At 40.5% G+C, this 16,728-nt stretch carries 14 protein-coding genes; 9 read left to right on the top strand and 5 right to left on the bottom strand.

The annotated features are described in order from the left end of the window. Positions 1 to 498 precede the first annotated feature (498 nt). The 3 genes from AN392_RS07645 (at position 499) to creD (ending at position 4,029) form a co-directional block, all read left to right on the top strand. Positions 499 to 1,179, top strand: coding sequence for a response regulator (locus AN392_RS07645; RefSeq protein WP_055012370.1), 681 nt, complete (start codon positions 499 to 501; stop codon positions 1,177 to 1,179). Further along, positions 1,166 to 2,647 (top strand): two-component system sensor histidine kinase CreC, encoded by a 1,482-nt coding sequence (gene creC, locus AN392_RS07640; RefSeq protein ID WP_010392157.1) that lies wholly within the window; start codon positions 1,166 to 1,168, stop codon positions 2,645 to 2,647. The genes AN392_RS07645 and creC overlap by 14 nt, the downstream gene beginning before the upstream one ends. Positions 2,648 to 2,724: 77 nt before the next feature. Beyond that, complete coding sequence (gene creD, locus AN392_RS07635) at positions 2,725 to 4,029, top strand: cell envelope integrity protein CreD (protein WP_082424795.1); 1,305 nt, start codon at positions 2,725 to 2,727, stop codon at positions 4,027 to 4,029. 47 nt (positions 4,030 to 4,076) lie between these two features. Here the strand turns inward: creD and AN392_RS07630 are convergent, their stop codons facing one another. Both AN392_RS07630 and AN392_RS07625 read right to left on the bottom strand, forming a co-directional pair. Continuing rightward, on the bottom strand, positions 4,077 to 5,348 hold the full coding sequence (locus AN392_RS07630; protein WP_055012368.1) for a LysM peptidoglycan-binding domain-containing protein: 1,272 nt from the start codon (positions 5,346 to 5,348) through the stop codon (positions 4,077 to 4,079). Between the two features lie 66 nt (positions 5,349 to 5,414). After that, entirely contained in the window at positions 5,415 to 6,278 is an 864-nt protein-coding gene (locus tag AN392_RS07625; RefSeq protein WP_055012377.1) for a LytTR family DNA-binding domain-containing protein, read from the bottom strand. Positions 6,279 to 6,462: 184 nt separating this feature from the next. Here AN392_RS07625 and AN392_RS07620 point away from each other — a divergent pair, with 184 nt between their 5' ends. Together AN392_RS07620 and AN392_RS07615 are read left to right on the top strand one after the other, a co-directional pair. Beyond that, positions 6,463 to 7,743, top strand: a complete 1,281-nt coding sequence (locus AN392_RS07620) for an acyltransferase (protein ID WP_055012367.1) — start codon at positions 6,463 to 6,465, stop codon at positions 7,741 to 7,743. Between the two features lie 102 nt (positions 7,744 to 7,845). After that, positions 7,846 to 8,631, top strand: a complete 786-nt coding sequence (locus tag AN392_RS07615; RefSeq protein ID WP_235575578.1) for a tol-pal system YbgF family protein — start codon at positions 7,846 to 7,848, stop codon at positions 8,629 to 8,631. A gap of 57 nt (positions 8,632 to 8,688) precedes the next feature. On the opposite strand, the gene AN392_RS07610 is transcribed toward AN392_RS07615, so the two are convergent. Beyond that, positions 8,689 to 9,216, bottom strand: coding sequence for a sugar O-acetyltransferase (locus AN392_RS07610; protein ID WP_055012365.1), 528 nt, complete (start codon positions 9,214 to 9,216; stop codon positions 8,689 to 8,691). A 162-nt stretch (positions 9,217 to 9,378) separates the two neighbouring features. Between AN392_RS07610 and AN392_RS07605 the strand changes: the two genes are divergently transcribed. From AN392_RS07605 to AN392_RS07595, 3 genes are all read left to right on the top strand, one after another. Beyond that, complete coding sequence (locus AN392_RS07605; RefSeq protein ID WP_016898983.1) at positions 9,379 to 10,143, top strand: DeoR/GlpR family DNA-binding transcription regulator; 765 nt, start codon at positions 9,379 to 9,381, stop codon at positions 10,141 to 10,143. A gap of 46 nt (positions 10,144 to 10,189) precedes the next feature. After that, a complete protein-coding gene (glmS, locus tag AN392_RS07600) occupies positions 10,190 to 12,010 on the top strand; it encodes a glutamine--fructose-6-phosphate transaminase (isomerizing) (RefSeq protein WP_008466748.1) in 1,821 nt (606 codons plus the stop codon). Positions 12,011 to 12,120: 110 nt separating this feature from the next. Next, positions 12,121 to 13,308 carry an alpha/beta hydrolase-fold protein gene (locus tag AN392_RS07595; RefSeq protein WP_055012364.1) on the top strand — a complete coding sequence of 396 codons (1,188 nt, stop codon included), beginning with the start codon at positions 12,121 to 12,123 and terminating at the stop codon, positions 13,306 to 13,308. A 367-nt stretch (positions 13,309 to 13,675) separates the two neighbouring features. On the opposite strand, the gene AN392_RS07590 is transcribed toward AN392_RS07595, so the two are convergent. Together AN392_RS07590 and AN392_RS07585 are read right to left on the bottom strand one after the other, a co-directional pair. After that, complete coding sequence (locus AN392_RS07590; RefSeq protein WP_152965246.1) at positions 13,676 to 13,945, bottom strand: hypothetical protein; 270 nt, start codon at positions 13,943 to 13,945, stop codon at positions 13,676 to 13,678. A gap of 95 nt (positions 13,946 to 14,040) precedes the next feature. After that, on the bottom strand, positions 14,041 to 15,129 hold the full coding sequence (locus tag AN392_RS07585) for a hypothetical protein (protein ID WP_055012362.1): 1,089 nt from the start codon (positions 15,127 to 15,129) through the stop codon (positions 14,041 to 14,043). Positions 15,130 to 15,390: 261 nt separating this feature from the next. Here AN392_RS07585 and AN392_RS07580 point away from each other — a divergent pair, with 261 nt between their 5' ends. After that, a complete protein-coding gene (locus AN392_RS07580) occupies positions 15,391 to 16,689 on the top strand; it encodes a DEAD/DEAH box helicase (RefSeq protein WP_055012361.1) in 1,299 nt (432 codons plus the stop codon). Positions 16,690 to 16,728 lie beyond the last annotated feature (39 nt).

Here is a 16,728-nt window from a genome sequence, read left to right as displayed (position 1 = left end):
TAGCATTTGTTATGTGAAAGTAGGACATTACCAGGCTCCAAATACAAGAAAGCCCGATTCGAAAGAGTCGGGCTTTTTTACGTCTGCAGGAAAGTGAAAGTATTAGCCGTCAGCCGTCAGCCGTCAGCTATCAGCTGCACAGCGTCGTGGGTTGAGTATCTAGAACCCCACGGATAAAAGAACGCCACGACCAGTCTAGAGCTAAGTGCATCTCCATTAAAGAACATCAAGTGTATGAAAGTAGGTCATCCTACTGCGTAGCGCACAATGGCTCCAAATACAAAAAAGCCTGACTCTTTCGAATCGGGCTTTTTTGTATCTGCAGGGAAGTGAAATAGCTAGAGGGTCTTAGGCTGTAAAAATTTCACCTCTAATTTAAATAAAGTGTCTAACCACTTCATTGTGCTCAAAGAGCATCCTTATAAAGGATATTGACTGACTTGTTACTTACTGTAACTATAAGCGTGTTTATTAGGTTGTAGTAAAGGAATAAGTTGTATGGCAACGGCGCAGATAGTGATCATTGAAGACGAAAAAGCAATTGCAGACACCTTGATTCATACGCTCGAGATGGATGGCTTTAGCGTCGTTTGGTTCGATACCGCAGGGGCTGGTCTTAGTTATATTAAAGCTACACAGATAGATTTACTGATTTTAGACGTTGGTTTACCTGATGCAAATGGTTTTGAGCTATGTAAGCAAGTTCGCGAATTTTCTTCTTTACCCATCATTTTCTTAACTGCGCGCAACGATGAAATCGATCGCGTTGTTGGATTAGAGATTGGCGCAGACGACTATGTCACTAAACCCTTTAGCCCTCGAGAAATGCTTGCTCGCGTTAAACTTCGTTTAAAGCCTTATGCTGTCAGAGAAACACAAATAAATACTTTTACTGAGCAATCAGGTCTGTACAGTAATAATTTTGATTACTACTTCAATAACACCCCGTTAAATTTAACGGCTTTAGAGTTTAAATTGCTTGATAAGCTAGTGTTATCCCCTAAGCAGGTATTCTCTCGAGAGCAACTGCTATCATCAGCACAACTATGCCAAGACAGTGTATATAGCCGCAATGTTGATAGCCATATCAAAGCCATTAGAAATAAATTACGCGCTGTATGTCATGAGCCCATGATTCATACTAAGCGAGGCTTTGGTTATTTTTATGAACCTATTTAAACGCTCCACGCATTCATTAGCTCGCTTAAAGCGTTGGCCTAAAATCCCGCTTGGGCTGAGATTGTTTTTGCTTTATTTTATCCTCGTGATACTAACGACTTACTTAGTTAGTTCAACGGTTATGCGCGAGATTAAGCCCACAGTTCGTCAGGTTACCGAGGAAACCTTGGTTGATATGGCTAATTTACTTGCAGTGATGGCGCGAGATGATTTAGCTCGTGGTACGCTGTCACAAAGCCACTTTACTAATGTGGTTAACTCGTATGGCAGCAGGCAACCAAATGCAAAAATCTGGGGGGTAAATAAACAAGGGACAAATCACCGTATATATATTACGGATGCTGCGGGAATCGTTGTTGTTGATTCTTGGCAGCAAGATATAGGAAAAGATTTTTCACAATGGAATGATGTTTATCTCACATTACGGGGAGAGTACGGTGCTCGCTCGACCGCAACTGCTCAAGATGACCCACTTTCAACCGTCATGCATGTTGCTGCGCCCATAATCGATAATGGTAATATTATTGGGTCAGTCACTGTGGCTAAGCCCAATCGCTCTGTACAACCTTTTATAAACATGTCTAAGTACCGTGTATTAAGTTGGTTAGTCGTGATGAGTATTTTGGCATTAATGGTTGGAGCATTGATTGCCTGGCGAATCAATGGTGCCTTGTATAAGCTGGCAAACTATGCGGATAAAATGGGGCGAGGTGAAAAAGCATCTAAACCAAGGTTTAGAGTTTTTTATGAATATAGCTTGTTAAGTGATGCGCTAGAAAAAATGCGCAATCAGTTAGATGGCAAACGTTACGTTGAGCATTATGTTCAAACACTAACTCATGAATTAAAAAGTCCTCTATCTGCAATCAAAGGTGCAAGCGAGATTTTACAGTCTCCCCTAAGCACAGATAAAAAACAGTTATTTGCAAATAATATTGAGTCTGAAACAGTGAGAATGCAGCAGCTAATAGATAAGCTGCTTACGCTTACCAAATTAGAGCAGCTTCCTGAACTTGAACAGCGAAAGAAGGTGTTTGTAAAACCTTTATTTGAAGCAATTAAAGATTCTTTTATTGCCAGAACCACAACGCAAAATGTACAAGTAGTAATTAGCTGCGACCCTAGCAGTGTGTGTTTAGGAGATGTATTTCTAATTCAACAAGCGCTATACAATATTTTTGATAACGCATTGGACTTTATCAACGAGGGGGGAGAGATTCACATTCAGGTAATACAAGAGCCATCCTATGTTCAAATCTATATTGATAACACGGGGCCTTGTATCCCAGATTATGCCCTTGAACGCATCACAGAACGGTTTTATTCACTACCTAGAGCCAATGGTAAAAAAAGCACTGGATTAGGACTAAACTTCGTTGAGCAGGTCGTTAAATTACATAAAGGGCAGCTCAACATAAAAAATACTAAAAATGGCGTCCGTGTTCATATAAATATGCCTACTCCATAAAAGCTCCATCTAAGCACCTCAGTAAATCCATATAGCTTCGTTACTCTATGCTTATGTAATAGATGGAGTACATAACAGTGAAACAAAAAATAGAAACCAAACTGATCATAATAATAGGGCTTATCGTGTTGTTATTGATCCCTATCTTTATGATCCAAAACCTAATTGATGAGCGATCAGAATTGCAGCAGCAAGTTCAGGCTGATATAGCTAAGAGTAGCAGTGATGAACAGCAGGTTATTGGCCCATTTATTCATGCTCAGTACCTAGAAACAGTTACGGTTGATGGTAAAACGAGCGAGCAATTGATGAATATGACGCTTTTACCTGAATCGCTCAATGTCAGTAGTAATCTAGCAACATTTGAAAAGTACCGTGGTATTTATAAAGCGTTGTTATATCGTTCACAGAACCAATTTGAAGGGCGGTTTAAAACGAGTGCATTAGCTGTCTTAGCGGACAAAAAGATAAAACGCCTCAACCTTATTTTAGCCATTTCTGATATCCGAGGGATAGGACAAGGATCACACATTAATGTTAACGAGCGAAGTTATGAACTACTACCCGGTACCCAGCTAGATCAGTTACCACAAGGGATTCGTGTAGAGCTTGATTATGAAACCATTCGCAAAAGTGAGGTACTGCCGTATCAAATAGACTTAAATCTGCAGGGTATGCGTCAACTTTCATTTGCACCGGTTGGTAAAAACAGCTCATTGACAATGCAAGCCGATTGGCCACACCCAAGTTTTGTAGGGAATTACCTGCCTATCGAGTCAGCAATTTCGGCACAGGACTTTTCTGCGAGTTGGCAAACCAATTACTTTGCGACCAATTTAAAAGAGCTATTTAACCAGTGTTTATTTCGTAATGAGTGCACCTTGTTCAAGCAACGTAACATGGGAGTTAATTTAGTCGATAGTGTTAATCACTACCTTAAAAATTATCGAGCAAGTAATTATGCCATCTTGGTTATTGTACTTATTTTTGCGAGTTTCTTTTTGCTCGAGGTACTGCGTGATGAGCCTATACACCCTGTACAGTATGGTTTTGTCGGGCTTGCTTTAGCGGTATTTTATTTACTACTGATTTCACTTAGTGAGCACTTGGGCTTTAATATTGCGTATTTATTATCGGCGCTTGCATCAGCAATTCTATTGAGTGTTTATGTTGCGGGTATGCTTAAAAATAGCAAACATGGAGGGCTATTCTTATGTGGGGTGTTATTTATCTATAGTCTTTTATACGGATTACTCAGTGCAGAGGATTACGCATTATTAATGGGCAGTGTACTGGTGTTCGTGGTACTCAGTTTAATAATGATGTTGACGCGCAGAGTAAACTGGTACGGCAGGCACGCGCAAGACGATGAAACAAACTAAAACCACCTAATTGAAAGGGGCTGACAGCTTTGCCAGCCCCCTTTCACTTAGCTATTAGATAAAAACACCGTTAACTTCTCACCTATTTGCAAACGATCTCGCGACAGGTTATTCCATTGTTTTAGCTTGGTAATGCTGACGTTGTAGCGTTTGGCTATTTTCCATAAACTTTCGCCTGACTTTACTAAGTGTTCTACCTGTTGATCTGCCAGCATCGGCAGTATTAATTTCTTACCAGCGCGGATGCGATCAGTCTTCAAATTATTAAACGCTTTTAGCTGTTTAACGCTGATTGCATAACGTTTTGCAATCACGCTTAAACTATCCCCCGGTTGAATTGTGTAATGCTGCCATTGGCTGTAATCGTTTTCTTTTTGATTAGCCAACATACTCTTAAATTCGGCTTGTTTACTCGCTGGCACAACAATGTGAGGCGCATCAATGACCGCAGGAAAGCGGATAACGCCATAGTTTAACCCCTCTAATGACCGCCATTCTTCTTGGTTATCTAAAATAACTGCACCAGAGACGGGTAAGGCTACTATAGTCTGTTGATTGCTGATGGGTGGAAAGACCATTTTATTACTTTTTAAAAGTTGTGCCGCAGCTAGTAATTTTGGCACGTACTGACTGGTTTGTTTGGGCAGTTTTAAGTTGAAAAAATCAGTGGGTTTGCCTTGTTTTTTATTATTACTAATTGCTCTAAGTACACGGCCTTCACCTAAGTTATAAGCTGCTATTGCATGATACCAATCACCATCAAAGCGCTTGTACAAGTACTCCATAAAATCCAGCGCTGCGCGAGTGCTATCAATAACATCTTGTCGGCCATCATACCAAGGGGATATTTGCACTTTAAAATATTTAGCAATGGCAGGCGTTAATTGCCAAAGTCCAGATGCATGCTTGTGCGAATAGGCACTGGCATCAAAGTCACTTTCAATTAGCGGCATTAATGCTAATTCTATGGGTAAGCTCCGCTTTTCAACCTCTGTGACTATATAATAAAGGTAAGGCTCAGCACGGCGACTGATTTCATCCATGTAATTTGGGTGAGATAAATACCATGCAATGCGTTGTTGTACATCTGGGTGGCTAGAATTGGCAAATGTAAGCTGCGCTCGGATGCGCTGCCACACATCATCGAGTTTCTGAGGACTTAAGGGAGCTATTTGCTCAATACTTTCGTTCTGTTCTTTAACAACAATATTTGGGTTAGCTTTAATATCAGGTTGTGAAGAGGGCTGTTCGGGTGTGGTTTCACAACCGGATAAAATTAACACTAATGGCAAAATGCGGATAAATCGATTTAAAGGCACGTACTAAACTACTCCGAAAAAATGAATGCGGCTAACCTAAAGTAGGTTAGCTTAACATAGCGTGAGTTAAGAATGACTTGTAGTTGAATTTAACAGTTCCTTAAATTGATCTTTATAGCGACGCGATAAGTTAAGTACTTTTCCTGTTGTAAGTTTTACTTCACTATCGCCACTTGCTAATGGTGTGATTGATTCAACCGCGTCTAATCTAACCGCATGAGAACGGTGAATGCGGCAAAATCCTTGTGACTCTAACTGAGTTATAAGTTGTGTCATGGTTGCACGAAAAGGGTAAATTCGAGCGCCAATATGTAGATTTACATAATTGCCATTTGATTCAAGCCAATCTACTTCTGCTACGCGAACAATAAATTCTTTTCCCAGCTTTTTTACCAGTAGCCTGTCTAAGTTTACATGTTCAGCAGTATCTTCGCCTTGACTGATCGGGGCTGCTTCACCTGTTAATTGGCTCACGACATATTGATAGGTTTTAATAACAATAATCAAAAATAAGAATCCCCACAAATCTTTGCGGTATTCATAAAGTAACTCAAACCACACTAACCCAAAGTCATATTGCATACCCTGCACGGTGTAAATGAGTTTGCGGATAGCGACCATAATACCAATATGTAATAACGAAAAAGCAATGCTCGCTACTAAGTACAGTAATATTGAATGAGAGATTTTTTGCCAATTAAAGGGCTTAGCTTTTAATAACCAAACTAAAGCCGGAAACAATAATAAAGTGCCAATAGCACTCGAGTATTCCCACACAAAGGGCTCCCAGAGCATAAAAGGAAGTGCGCCATCACGTTGGGCTTCCATAATATTTGAGCTGGCATTAATGGTGTTGTTTATAAAAATATAACTACATAAAAATAAAGCCGCGTACCAAGTTTGATAGCGCTGAAAGTGCGATAAAGTGATCATTATTATTGTAACTCTTTAAAAGACCGCAATTAGACTAGCAAGAGAGTGATAAAACACCAAGTTTATATCATCCCTGATATCCACCGTTTATCCCTATTGACTGTTTTATAAGCCTTTTATGATTGCTTAACACGGTGTGTTGTCCATAGTTGTTATTAATTACTCATAAGTTAAATCTTCTATGAATCTTAAAATAGTCATTAAAAATACAACACGTACGCTATTAAAACCTTGGTTAAATGTGTTTAACCAAGGTGAAGAGTTACCATCTCGCCGTTATGATTTAGATTGGCTGAGAGTACTTGCCTTTGGCTTATTAATTTTTTACCACACCGGCATGTTATACAGTGAAAATTGGGGCTTTCATTTTAAAAGTCAGTACTTATCCAGCGGTATTGAAAACGTCATGCTTTTATTGTCGCCATGGCGGATGGGATTAATTTGGTTTATTTCAGGTGTGGCGCTGCGCTTTATTGTTGCGCGCTTTAGTCTAGGTATGTTTTTAACTACACGAAGTGTAAAAATATTACTGCCTTTATTGTTTGGCATTTGGTTTATTGTGCCTATTCAGCTTTATGCGCAAATGAGCCAAGAAACCAGTTTAGCTATGGGCTTTTGGCAGTTTTACAGCCAGTTCTTTGATTTAACCAACCCTTTATTCGAGCGCTATCAAGCTGGGATTTGGCCTCATGTCGATGTGAATCACCTTTGGTACTTACGTTCGTTATGGCAATTTACTTTATTGCTGGTGCTAGCAATGCCGCTGCTTCATCACGCTACTGTGCATACAATAATCACGCGTTTATGTGGGCGCTCGTTATTGACTATTTTTATTGTATTGCTATTGCCGCTGTGTATTTTAAAACTGAGCTGGCCGAGTGATACTTTCCGATACCCCATGGGCGCGCTGTTCTTACTTTATGGTTACTTGCTTGCTTGGCAGCCTGCATTTTATAGCCAGCTACTTCGCCATTGGCGAGTGCTATTAGTGGTATTCACTTTAGGTTATATAGTTGTTGTGCTGTGTTACAACACGATTTGGCAAAACCCTGCTGCTAGCCAATGGCAAATTACCAGCATGGATATGCTGTATACTGCGCAACGATTAATGGGCGTGTTGTTAATGCTGGCACTAGCACAACGTTTTTTGAATCACGATCACCCTAAACTGGCTTCATTAAACGGTGCAGTATTCCCTTTTTATCTATTGCATCAAAGTGTGATTATTGGCCTTGCGTTTTATTTGTCGAAGCTGCAATTAGGTGGTTTTGTGGAGCCATTACTTATACTCAGCCTCACTTTCATTATTTGTTGGTTGGTGTTTATTGCTGCGCGACGTATCGACTTATTAAGCCCACTGTTAGGAATTAAAGTCACAGGTAAATATAAAGCATGGCAAGTTAAAGTGGGCTTTGGTTGCGGGCTAATATTGGTAAGCCCGCTGATCTTTAGGTTGGTTTAGCATTAAAAATATAACTTAAAATATTTTATAAATGATTGGTTTTATGTGGTATGTGCTACAAAACTCGGTTAGATTAAAAGGCTACTATGTGGTTATACAACCTTGATTAAGCAGTTCAAAGGTTCATCGAATGAAGAGATTCAAATTCTGGTGGCTAACGCGATGGTTAACCAAGGCGTTACTTATGGTCATCAAGGCAAGTCTGATGAGGGGCTCAATAGTTATGCGGCTTTGATTGAGCAGTTCAAAGACTCATCGAATGAAGAGATTCAAACCCAAGTGGCTAAGGCGATGTGTTATCAAGGCATTACTTATGGTCAGCAAGGCAAGTCTGATGAGGGGCTCAATAGTTATGCGGCTTTGATTGAGCAGTTCAAAGACTCATCGAATGAAGAGCTTCAACTTCAAGTGGCTATGGCGATGGTTAATCAAGGCGTTACTTATGGTAAGCAAGGCAAGCCTGATGATGCATTCAACAGCTTCGCAACCTTGATTGAGCAGTTTAAAGACTCATCGAATGAAGAGATTCAAAAAACTATAGCTAATTCAAGAGCTAATATAGCTGAACAGGCTTTACTTTATGAAACGCCAGAGCAAGTCCTTATTCGTGTTGCAGGGGCTGAGAAATACTCAGATAACCCAGAGAACTTAGCTGTAATGCAGTTTATTCGTTTTTTACTTGACGATAAAACGATTGAAGAGGTGTTTACTGCCCTAACCAAAATCCCGACGGAAATGGACTTAACGTGGAACTTTAGTGAGATTAAAGATTACCTAACCGATAATTTTGAAGGTATAAAGCAACAACAGATTCAAGCTGTTGTGCAGTATTTTGAGCAACATAAAGATATTGAGCAATTAGGAGCTGAATTAGGAGTTAAAGGCTAGAACAATACAAGTTAACTACCGCCGTAAACAACGACCTTTAGGGCAGGCTTTAGCGTGTTAAATATCCTTGAGCTTTATCGCGGGGTTACCAGCAACAACTGTATTTGCAGCCACATCTTTGGTCACTATCGACCCTGCGCCCACAACAGCGTTTTCGCCAATGGTAACGTCAGCTAACACAATAACTCCCGCCCCAATCCACACGTTATTACCGATAGTAATCGGTGCTGCAAAGTTTTCTTTTTGTAGCCTTTGTTTAGGCTCAATTGCATGAGAAACGGCCAAAAGCTGAACGTTTGGGCCGATTAAACAATCGTCGCCAATGCTTATGGCTCCTTCATTTATTGGCGCATCCAACACAGTACAGTTAATGTTTATAAAAGTACGATCACCAATTTTTATTTGACTGCCATAGTCACAATGAAAGCCCGCTTCAATAATTACTCCATCACCACAGTGTGAGCATAATTCTTTTATTCGCTTTAAATTACCTTTACTGGGGCTTTTATTAAATAAGCGGCAAATTTCGTGCACAGCTTTACGCTGCGCTAGATTCTCTTTACTAATACTATTAAATGACTGCATATCAATTTTGTTTAACTTAAATAATGGTGCCTAGCTTAACCTACTTTAAGCATGATGATAATTTGAATAAAACTGCTTTATTTTTATGCATTCACTTGCCATTTATTATGTTTCGTTTAAAATCCCCTAACTTTCGAAACGAAACTTAATAGCAGTTACTTAATGACCAAACGAAACACCCAGCAACGCCGTCATCTGATCCTTAGCCAAGTAAATGAGCTTGGTGAAGTGGCCGTTGAGACTCTTGCTGAACAGTTTCAAACATCAGAAGTAACCATTCGAAAAGACTTAACCGCGCTTGAGAAAAGTGGCTTGTTGCTGCGCCGTTATGGTGGGGCTATTGCGCTACCAAAAGAGATAGTAAGCGATGAGATCGATTCTAAGCGCAAAGTAGCAATTGCTAAGGCAGCAGCGGCGCTTATAAAAGATCATAACCGCATTATTATTGACAGCGGCCGGACTACTGCAGCGATGATCCCTGAGTTGGCTACCAAGCAGGGGTTAGTTGTTATGACTAACGCAATTAAAGTGGCAACACGTTTATTAGCACTTGAAAACGAGCCAACCCTTTTAATGACAGGTGGCACGTGGGATCCGCATTCAGAATCGTTTCAAGGGCAAGTAGCCGAAAATGTTCTATGCTCATATGATTTTGATCAACTATTTATTGGTGCTGATGGCATTGATGTAGCGCGTGGAACAACCACGTTTAATGAACTTGTTGGATTAAGCCAAGTGATGGCTAAAGCGGCGCGCGAAGTTATTGTGCTGGTTGAGTCAGAAAAGATTGGCCGAAAAATACCAAATTTAGAATTACCGTGGCAAACAGTAACCACATTAATAACCGACAGTGGCTTAGCAAGTGATAAACGTGCAGCCATAGAGGCGTGTGGTGTAAAACTAATTTGCGCAGAAATTATGGAATAGCAACTAAAACGTAAGTTGCTAGAATTAAAAAATTAATGGAGACACTATGTGTGGAATCGTTGGGGCTGTTGCAGAACGTCCAGTAAATAAAATCTTAGTTGAAGGCCTTAAGCGTCTTGAGTACCGCGGTTATGACTCAGCAGGTGTAGCTTTACTTGAAGGCAATACACTGAATACAGTTAAAGCAGTTGGTAAGGTTGTAAACTTAGAGTCAGCACTTGAACAAGCTGGTGTTAGCGGCCACACAGGTATTGCACACACTCGTTGGGCGACTCATGGCGGTGTAACTGAAGCCAATGCTCACCCACATGTTTCAAGTAATCAATTAGCACTTGTACATAACGGAATCATTGAAAACCACGCAAGTTTGCGTGCAGCACTTAAAGGCGACGGTTACGAGTTTTTATCAGACACCGACACTGAAGTCATGGTGCATTTAATTCATCAGTTACGTCAGCAGCACACCACTTTATTAGCGTCAGTTCAAGCTGCCGTTAAACAGTTTGAAGGTGCATTTGGTACCGTTGTGTTTGATAAAGCGAATGATAACGAAATTATTGTAGCTCGCTCAGGTAGCCCGTTAGTTATTGGTTTAGGCCTTGGTGAAAACTTTATTGCTTCTGATCAACTTGCATTATTACCAGTGACTCGCAGCTTTATCTTCTTAGAAGAAGGTGATGTAGCGCGTATTACTCGCGACACTGTAGAAATTTTTGATGCAGATGGCAACGCGGTTGAGCGTGAAGTTGTTGAATCAAACATCACACAAGATGCATCAGGCAAAGGTGATTACCGTCACTACATGCTAAAAGAAATTTATGAGCAGCCACTTGCAGTACGTAACACTCTTGAAGGACGTTTAAACGATGACCGCGTAGCGATTGATGCCTTTGGCGACAGCGCACAGCAAATATTTAAAGACGTAAAACACGTACAAATTATTGCCTGTGGTACGTCATACCACTCAGGTATGGTTGCTCGTTACTGGCTTGAGCAATTTGCAGGTGTTAGTTGTAACGTAGAAATTGCTTCTGAGTTCCGTTACCGTCAGTCATTTGTACACGAAAATAGTCTGCTAGTAACTATTTCACAATCAGGCGAAACGGCTGATACTTTAGCTGCACTGCGTTTAGCTAAAGAGCAAGGCTATATGGGGTCAATGACTATTTGTAACGTACCTGGCTCATCGCTTGTGCGAGAATCAGACCTTGCCTTTATGACCAAAGCAGGCGCTGAAATTGGTGTAGCCTCTACTAAAGCATTTACTACACAGCTTGTTGGTTTGTTAATGCTTACTGCGTCTATTGCGCAAGAGAAAGGCTTAGATCAAAGCGCGATTGTTAACGCTATTAAACTGCTACCAGCTAAATTAGAAGAAACGCTACTATTGGCTGATGGCATTGCAGACCTTGCTGAAGAATTTGCTGATAAACACCATTCACTGTTTTTAGGGCGCGGCTCACAATACCCAATCGCGATGGAAGGCGCACTTAAGCTTAAAGAGATTTCATACATTCACGCTGAAGCCTACGCAGCAGGTGAGCTTAAACACGGCCCATTAGCGCTTATTGATGCCGACATGCCAATTATTGTTGTAGCACCAAACAATGAATTGCTTGAAAAGCTTAAATCAAACGTAGAAGAAGTACGTGCTCGCGGCGGCATCATTTATGTATTCGCTGATAAAGACTCACACTTTGAGTCAGACGACACAATGCGTGTAATCAACGTAAACCACGTAGATGACGTAATTGCCCCTGTTGTATATACAATTCCACTACAGTTACTGTCGTACTATGTAGCGGTCATTAAAGGCACTGATGTTGACCAACCACGTAACCTAGCAAAATCGGTTACAGTTGAGTAAAATCAAAAGGTTATAGGTTTTATTAATGTTAAAAAAAGCGCTTAAGGCGCTTTTTTTGTGCCTGAAACTCTGTTAGCTTAAGTAACTTATTATTCTCTAAGGGATTAGTTATGCGTTTATTAACCGTTATTTGTTTTTTTAGCTTTTTTGCTTTTAGTTCACAAAGTGCCTTTGCACAAGCTGGCATTAAACAGCAAAGTGCTGATGACTCTCAGTTCATGCACACTATTAAATCGGCTGTTTTAAACGAAGAACGCACAGTTGTCGTGCAATTGCCTAAAAGCTACCAAGCTCAGCCAAATAAGGTATACCCAGTTGTTTATCGCTTAGATGGAGCGGGTAATATACCGCTTGCAAGTGCTGTTATTGAGCGCTTACAAAATGATAATCGTGCGCCTGAGGTTATTATTGTCGCTATTGAAAACACTAATCGACTTAGAGATATGTATCCTACAGTGAATAAAGAGCCACAAGGGCCTGTCGGTGAAGGGGGCGGCGCGGCAAAGTTTTTAGCGTTCTTTGAACAAGAGCTCATTCCTTTAGTAAATAAGAACTATCGCACGCATGACTATAAAGTGATTGCTGGCGCATCTGCTGGTGGTGTATTTGCGCTATACGCGTTGCAGGCAAATCCCGAACTATTTCAAGCGCATATTGCGTATAGCCCTGCAGTTTGGTGGAATTATGGCGCAATGGTAAAAAGTACAAAATCGTTTATAACTAAAAACAAAGAGCTTAACAGTTACGTTTATATCAATATCGGCGAAGAAGCCGGCATAATGCGAGAAAGGTATGATGAATTACAGCAATCACTGCAATCGCATAAAGCGCGAGGGTTACGCTTTTTTAATGATGCGTTTGATGGCATCTCGCATGGCTTAACCACTGCTGCTGGCGTATTTAATGCCTACTACAACTTATTTTTACCTAAACAAATGCCTATAAGTGCTTTAACTGACGATGTAGCCTCTATTGATGGTTATTACAAAACATTATCTCAACAATGGGGCGAGCAGATATCTCCACCAGACCGTGCTGTTAGATCACTCGGTTATAACCTAACGGGCAGCAAGCAGTTTACCCGTGCTATTGAGGTGTTTAAGTACAATTTAAAAAACCACCCAAAATCAGTCGATGCGCTTTCAGCTTTATCTTATGGCTATGAAATGCAGGGTGATACTCGCCAAGCACTTGAACAGATGGAGTCGGCTTTAGCCATTGCTGATGACTCATATCCTTATATAAATTACTTAAAAGAAACAAAAGTCAGGTTACAAGCAGAACTGAGTAAGAACTAATAATATTGCCAACTTAGTTGTTGGCTTTTTATGAAAGCCTCTTTAAGTTTGGAGTGCTCTCGGTGACAGTCAAATTAATTACAAGAGTAGGGTTTAGATTCAAAGAGTGATCTTTAACGTGATTAAAGCTTTACCAAACAAATTAGAAGAAGCAATATTACTTGCTGATGGTATTGCAGACTAAGAAGAGTTTACTGGTAAATACTCATACTGTGAGTCAGATGACTATGCGTGTAATCACTGTCGCACTATAAAGTGGTAATTAAAGCACAGATGTTGACGAACCATGCAATTTGGCAAAGTCGGCCTAAAAATTTTAAAATCAATAGGCGACAGGTTTGATGTAAAAGGCGCTTTGTGCACCTTTTTAATATGCGCGATTACCTAAATCATAAGCAAAGTAGCCATAAACGGCTAGGGTCATCATAATTACGAAAGAGTAATGCATTGCGCGAGCTAAAATTAAATCTATAGGTCTGGCGTGTCGTAAAATGGCTTCGTCATTAACAACCGTCGCCTTTGCGGGTTTTTGCCGCCTTATTACTTTGCCATACATGCTCACTCTTATGCCCAGCCCTTTATCCCAAAGTGGTTCATGTATCCCTTCCTCACGCATTTTTCTCTCTATGTGTTTCATTGAAATACGAGTGAAGCATAAGGTTGAAATGAGGAAAAATATCAATGCTGGAAGCGACACTATAAAATAAATGATTTCGGGAATTATGTACATGATTAAAACCAATCAACACTTGAGCTTAAATCATACACAGTACCAGATATAAATTTCCCAAAAGAATCACCAACTTTACCTGCAGCATAACCAGTCCCCAAGCCTACACCTATAAGAATTACCCAGCCAACTGGACCCATTGCAATTGCTATTCCTACCCCTGCGGTTATAGTCGTACCGCCAACATATGCTCCTGCAGCTGTCCCTAAACCAAAACCTGTAGCTTCCCTTACTGCACTGCGCTGCCAGTCTTTACCTGCTTTGTAATCGTCATAAACGCTATCAGCTCGAAGACCAGCATCAATCGCAATGACAAACTTTCCTGCAATGTTGGATCCTTGCTCTAATTTACGTAAGTGCTGTATGTTAGCTAAAGAAGTTAATTGCAAGGGAGCTGAACTTCTTGCGCTTCTTGCTGTATCTATGCCTCGTTGCGCATTAGACCAGATATTACCCCGTGCAGATGCTTTCACTTTGCCTTTGAATTTAACCATTTCTCTTTTAAATTCAGTGTTTAACTCTAGATGAGCTTGCTTAGCTTTGTTACCTAGTTTGATTAATTCTAATTTAGGTTGCTTGTTCTGCGATGCTTTTCTAATTTCAATTAAGCTAGTTTGGTATTTTAGAATCGCTTTTCCAAATGTACTTAATCTCACTTGGCTTGACTCTAATGAAGTAAGTGCTGCGCCAGTGGCAGTCAAGGTATCAAGATTTCTTCCAAGAACTTGCTGACTCGTTAAACCTCTTACTTTATCAACATATGGAGATATTTCCGCATCGTAAAGCGCGGCAATAGCCAAAGCATCTTCATCACCGAAGTTGTTTACTATAGTACTGACATTTCTCTTTGTATGCTCAGGCCAAGACACCGTATTATCAAGTGCACAAGCTATGTCAGGACGAGAGCGCCTGAAATCACTCATATCTCCAGATTGTGGAGTTCTTAAAATGAACGGGGTTCCTTGAGGTATAAAGTTACCTATAATATGAGGGTTATCCTCTCTAAATCGCTTTAATTGCTCTAAGTCATTACTGTTAAAAGGTAAACTTGATCGACTTTTCGTATTGAAACATAAATCAAATTGAGACATGACATTTCCTTGTATCTAAAATTAATCCATCAGGCCGCAAAAATAACACACTTGAAATGCTGAAATCAATAATACAGCGTGTTCAGCTATTATTTGAAATGATTGATGTATGTGAAAAAATAGTATTAATGCAAAGTGATATTCAGTGAATCATCGTTTAATAAAACAAGATGCATTTTATTTAAATCACTAACCTCTACTTAATAGCTGCTAAATACGCTAAAATTACAGGCTATTTTTAGCAATGAGCCCGCACCTTTTATGACCTCAGCCGCAAATCCTAGTAATTTCAACGAACTTGGCCTTATTCCAGAGCTAATTGCTCGTTTGTCTGACCTTGAATACACGCAACCTACGCCGATTCAGGCAAAAGCAATTCCAAGTATCTTGGCGGGGAGTGACTTAATTGCGGGGGCAAATACCGGCTCAGGTAAAACAGCAACCTTTGCTTTGCCTATGCTACAAACGCTATTTTTAGCGCAAGGTGCTAAAAAAGCAGCGAGCAAAGGCAACTTTGTAACAGGGCTTATTTTGGTACCTACTCGCGAGCTGGCAGTGCAGGTAGCCGATAGTGTTAAATCGTATTCTGCTAATTTTAATGGCGCCATTAAAACGGTGGCGGTATTTGGTGGTGTGTCGGTTAATACCCAGATGCAAGCACTTCGCGGCGGTGCTGATATCATTGTTGCAACCCCTGGGCGTTTACTCGATTTAATCTCAAGCAATGCGATTAAGCTCGATAAAGTAACAACCTTAGTGCTTGATGAAGCTGACCGCATGTTAAGCCTTGGCTTTACTGAAGAGCTTGCTGAGCTATTAGCGCTTATGCCTGCTAAAAAACAAACCATGTTGTTTTCAGCGACTTTCCCAGAGCAAGTCACACAATTAACGCAAGAGCTGTTAACCAACCCTGTTGAAATACAAGTACAAAGCAAAGACGAAAGCACTTTAGTTCAGCGCGTATTTACGGTTAATAAAGGCGAGAAAACCACGGTTTTAGCGCACTTAATTAAAGCGCATCAATGGCGCCAAGCACTTATTTTTGTCAACGCTAAAAAAGATTGTGAGCACTTAGCCAGCAAACTTGAAAAACGCGGCGTGAACGCACAAGTATTCCATGGCGATAAAGGCCAAAGCGAGCGTACTCGCGTAATTGAAAAATTTAAAGCTGGCGAAATAGAAGTACTTATTGCCACCGATATAGCAGCCCGTGGTTTAGATATTGCCAAACTGCCTGTTGTTATTAACTTTAACTTACCGCGTAGCCCAGCTGATTATATGCACCGTATTGGCCGAAGCGGCCGTGCTGGTGAAGTCGGTTTAGCGTTATCGTTAATTGATTATGAAGACTTCCATCACTTTAGAATTATCGAAAAGAAAAACAAACTTCGCTTAGAGCGCGAAGAGGTAGCAGGTTTTGCTGTAAACCAAGCCAACCTTGATGCGGCACAGGCGCTAAAAAACGACAAGCCAATGGCCAAGCCAGAAGGTACAGGTAAGAAAAAGAAGAAAAAAGCCAACCAAGAAGATGATGTATGGAGCGGCTGGAGAAAAAGATAAGCCTTAATACATATAAGTCATTAAATCCAAGTCATAAAA

Source organism: Pseudoalteromonas sp. P1-16-1b, assembly GCF_001401785.1.
GTDB classification, from domain to species: Bacteria; Pseudomonadota; Gammaproteobacteria; order Enterobacterales; family Alteromonadaceae; genus Pseudoalteromonas; species Pseudoalteromonas undina.
The sequence above is the reverse complement of the archived record's forward strand: the minus strand, read 5'-3'. Positions and strand labels throughout refer to the sequence as shown.

What these genes read in the sequence shown, in the direction of transcription:
- AN392_RS07645 (WP_055012370.1), top strand. Translation starts at nt 499, where the DNA reads ATGGCAACGGCGCAGATAGTGATCATTGAAGACGAAAAAGCAATTGCA.
- AN392_RS07595 (WP_055012364.1), top strand. Translation starts at nt 12,121, where the DNA reads ATGCGTTTATTAACCGTTATTTGTTTTTTTAGCTTTTTTGCTTTTAGT.
- creC (WP_010392157.1), top strand. Translation starts at nt 1,166, where the DNA reads ATGAACCTATTTAAACGCTCCACGCATTCATTAGCTCGCTTAAAGCGT.
- AN392_RS07585 (WP_055012362.1), bottom strand. Translation starts at nt 15,129, where the DNA reads ATGTCTCAATTTGATTTATGTTTCAATACGAAAAGTCGATCAAGTTTA.
- AN392_RS07605 (WP_016898983.1), top strand. Translation starts at nt 9,379, where the DNA reads ATGACCAAACGAAACACCCAGCAACGCCGTCATCTGATCCTTAGCCAA.
- AN392_RS07590 (WP_152965246.1), bottom strand. Translation starts at nt 13,945, where the DNA reads ATGAAACACATAGAGAGAAAAATGCGTGAGGAAGGGATACATGAACCA.
- AN392_RS07610 (WP_055012365.1), bottom strand. Translation starts at nt 9,216, where the DNA reads ATGCAGTCATTTAATAGTATTAGTAAAGAGAATCTAGCGCAGCGTAAA.
- glmS (WP_008466748.1), top strand. Translation starts at nt 10,190, where the DNA reads ATGTGTGGAATCGTTGGGGCTGTTGCAGAACGTCCAGTAAATAAAATC.
- AN392_RS07580 (WP_055012361.1), top strand. Translation starts at nt 15,391, where the DNA reads ATGACCTCAGCCGCAAATCCTAGTAATTTCAACGAACTTGGCCTTATT.
- AN392_RS07620 (WP_055012367.1), top strand. Translation starts at nt 6,463, where the DNA reads ATGAATCTTAAAATAGTCATTAAAAATACAACACGTACGCTATTAAAA.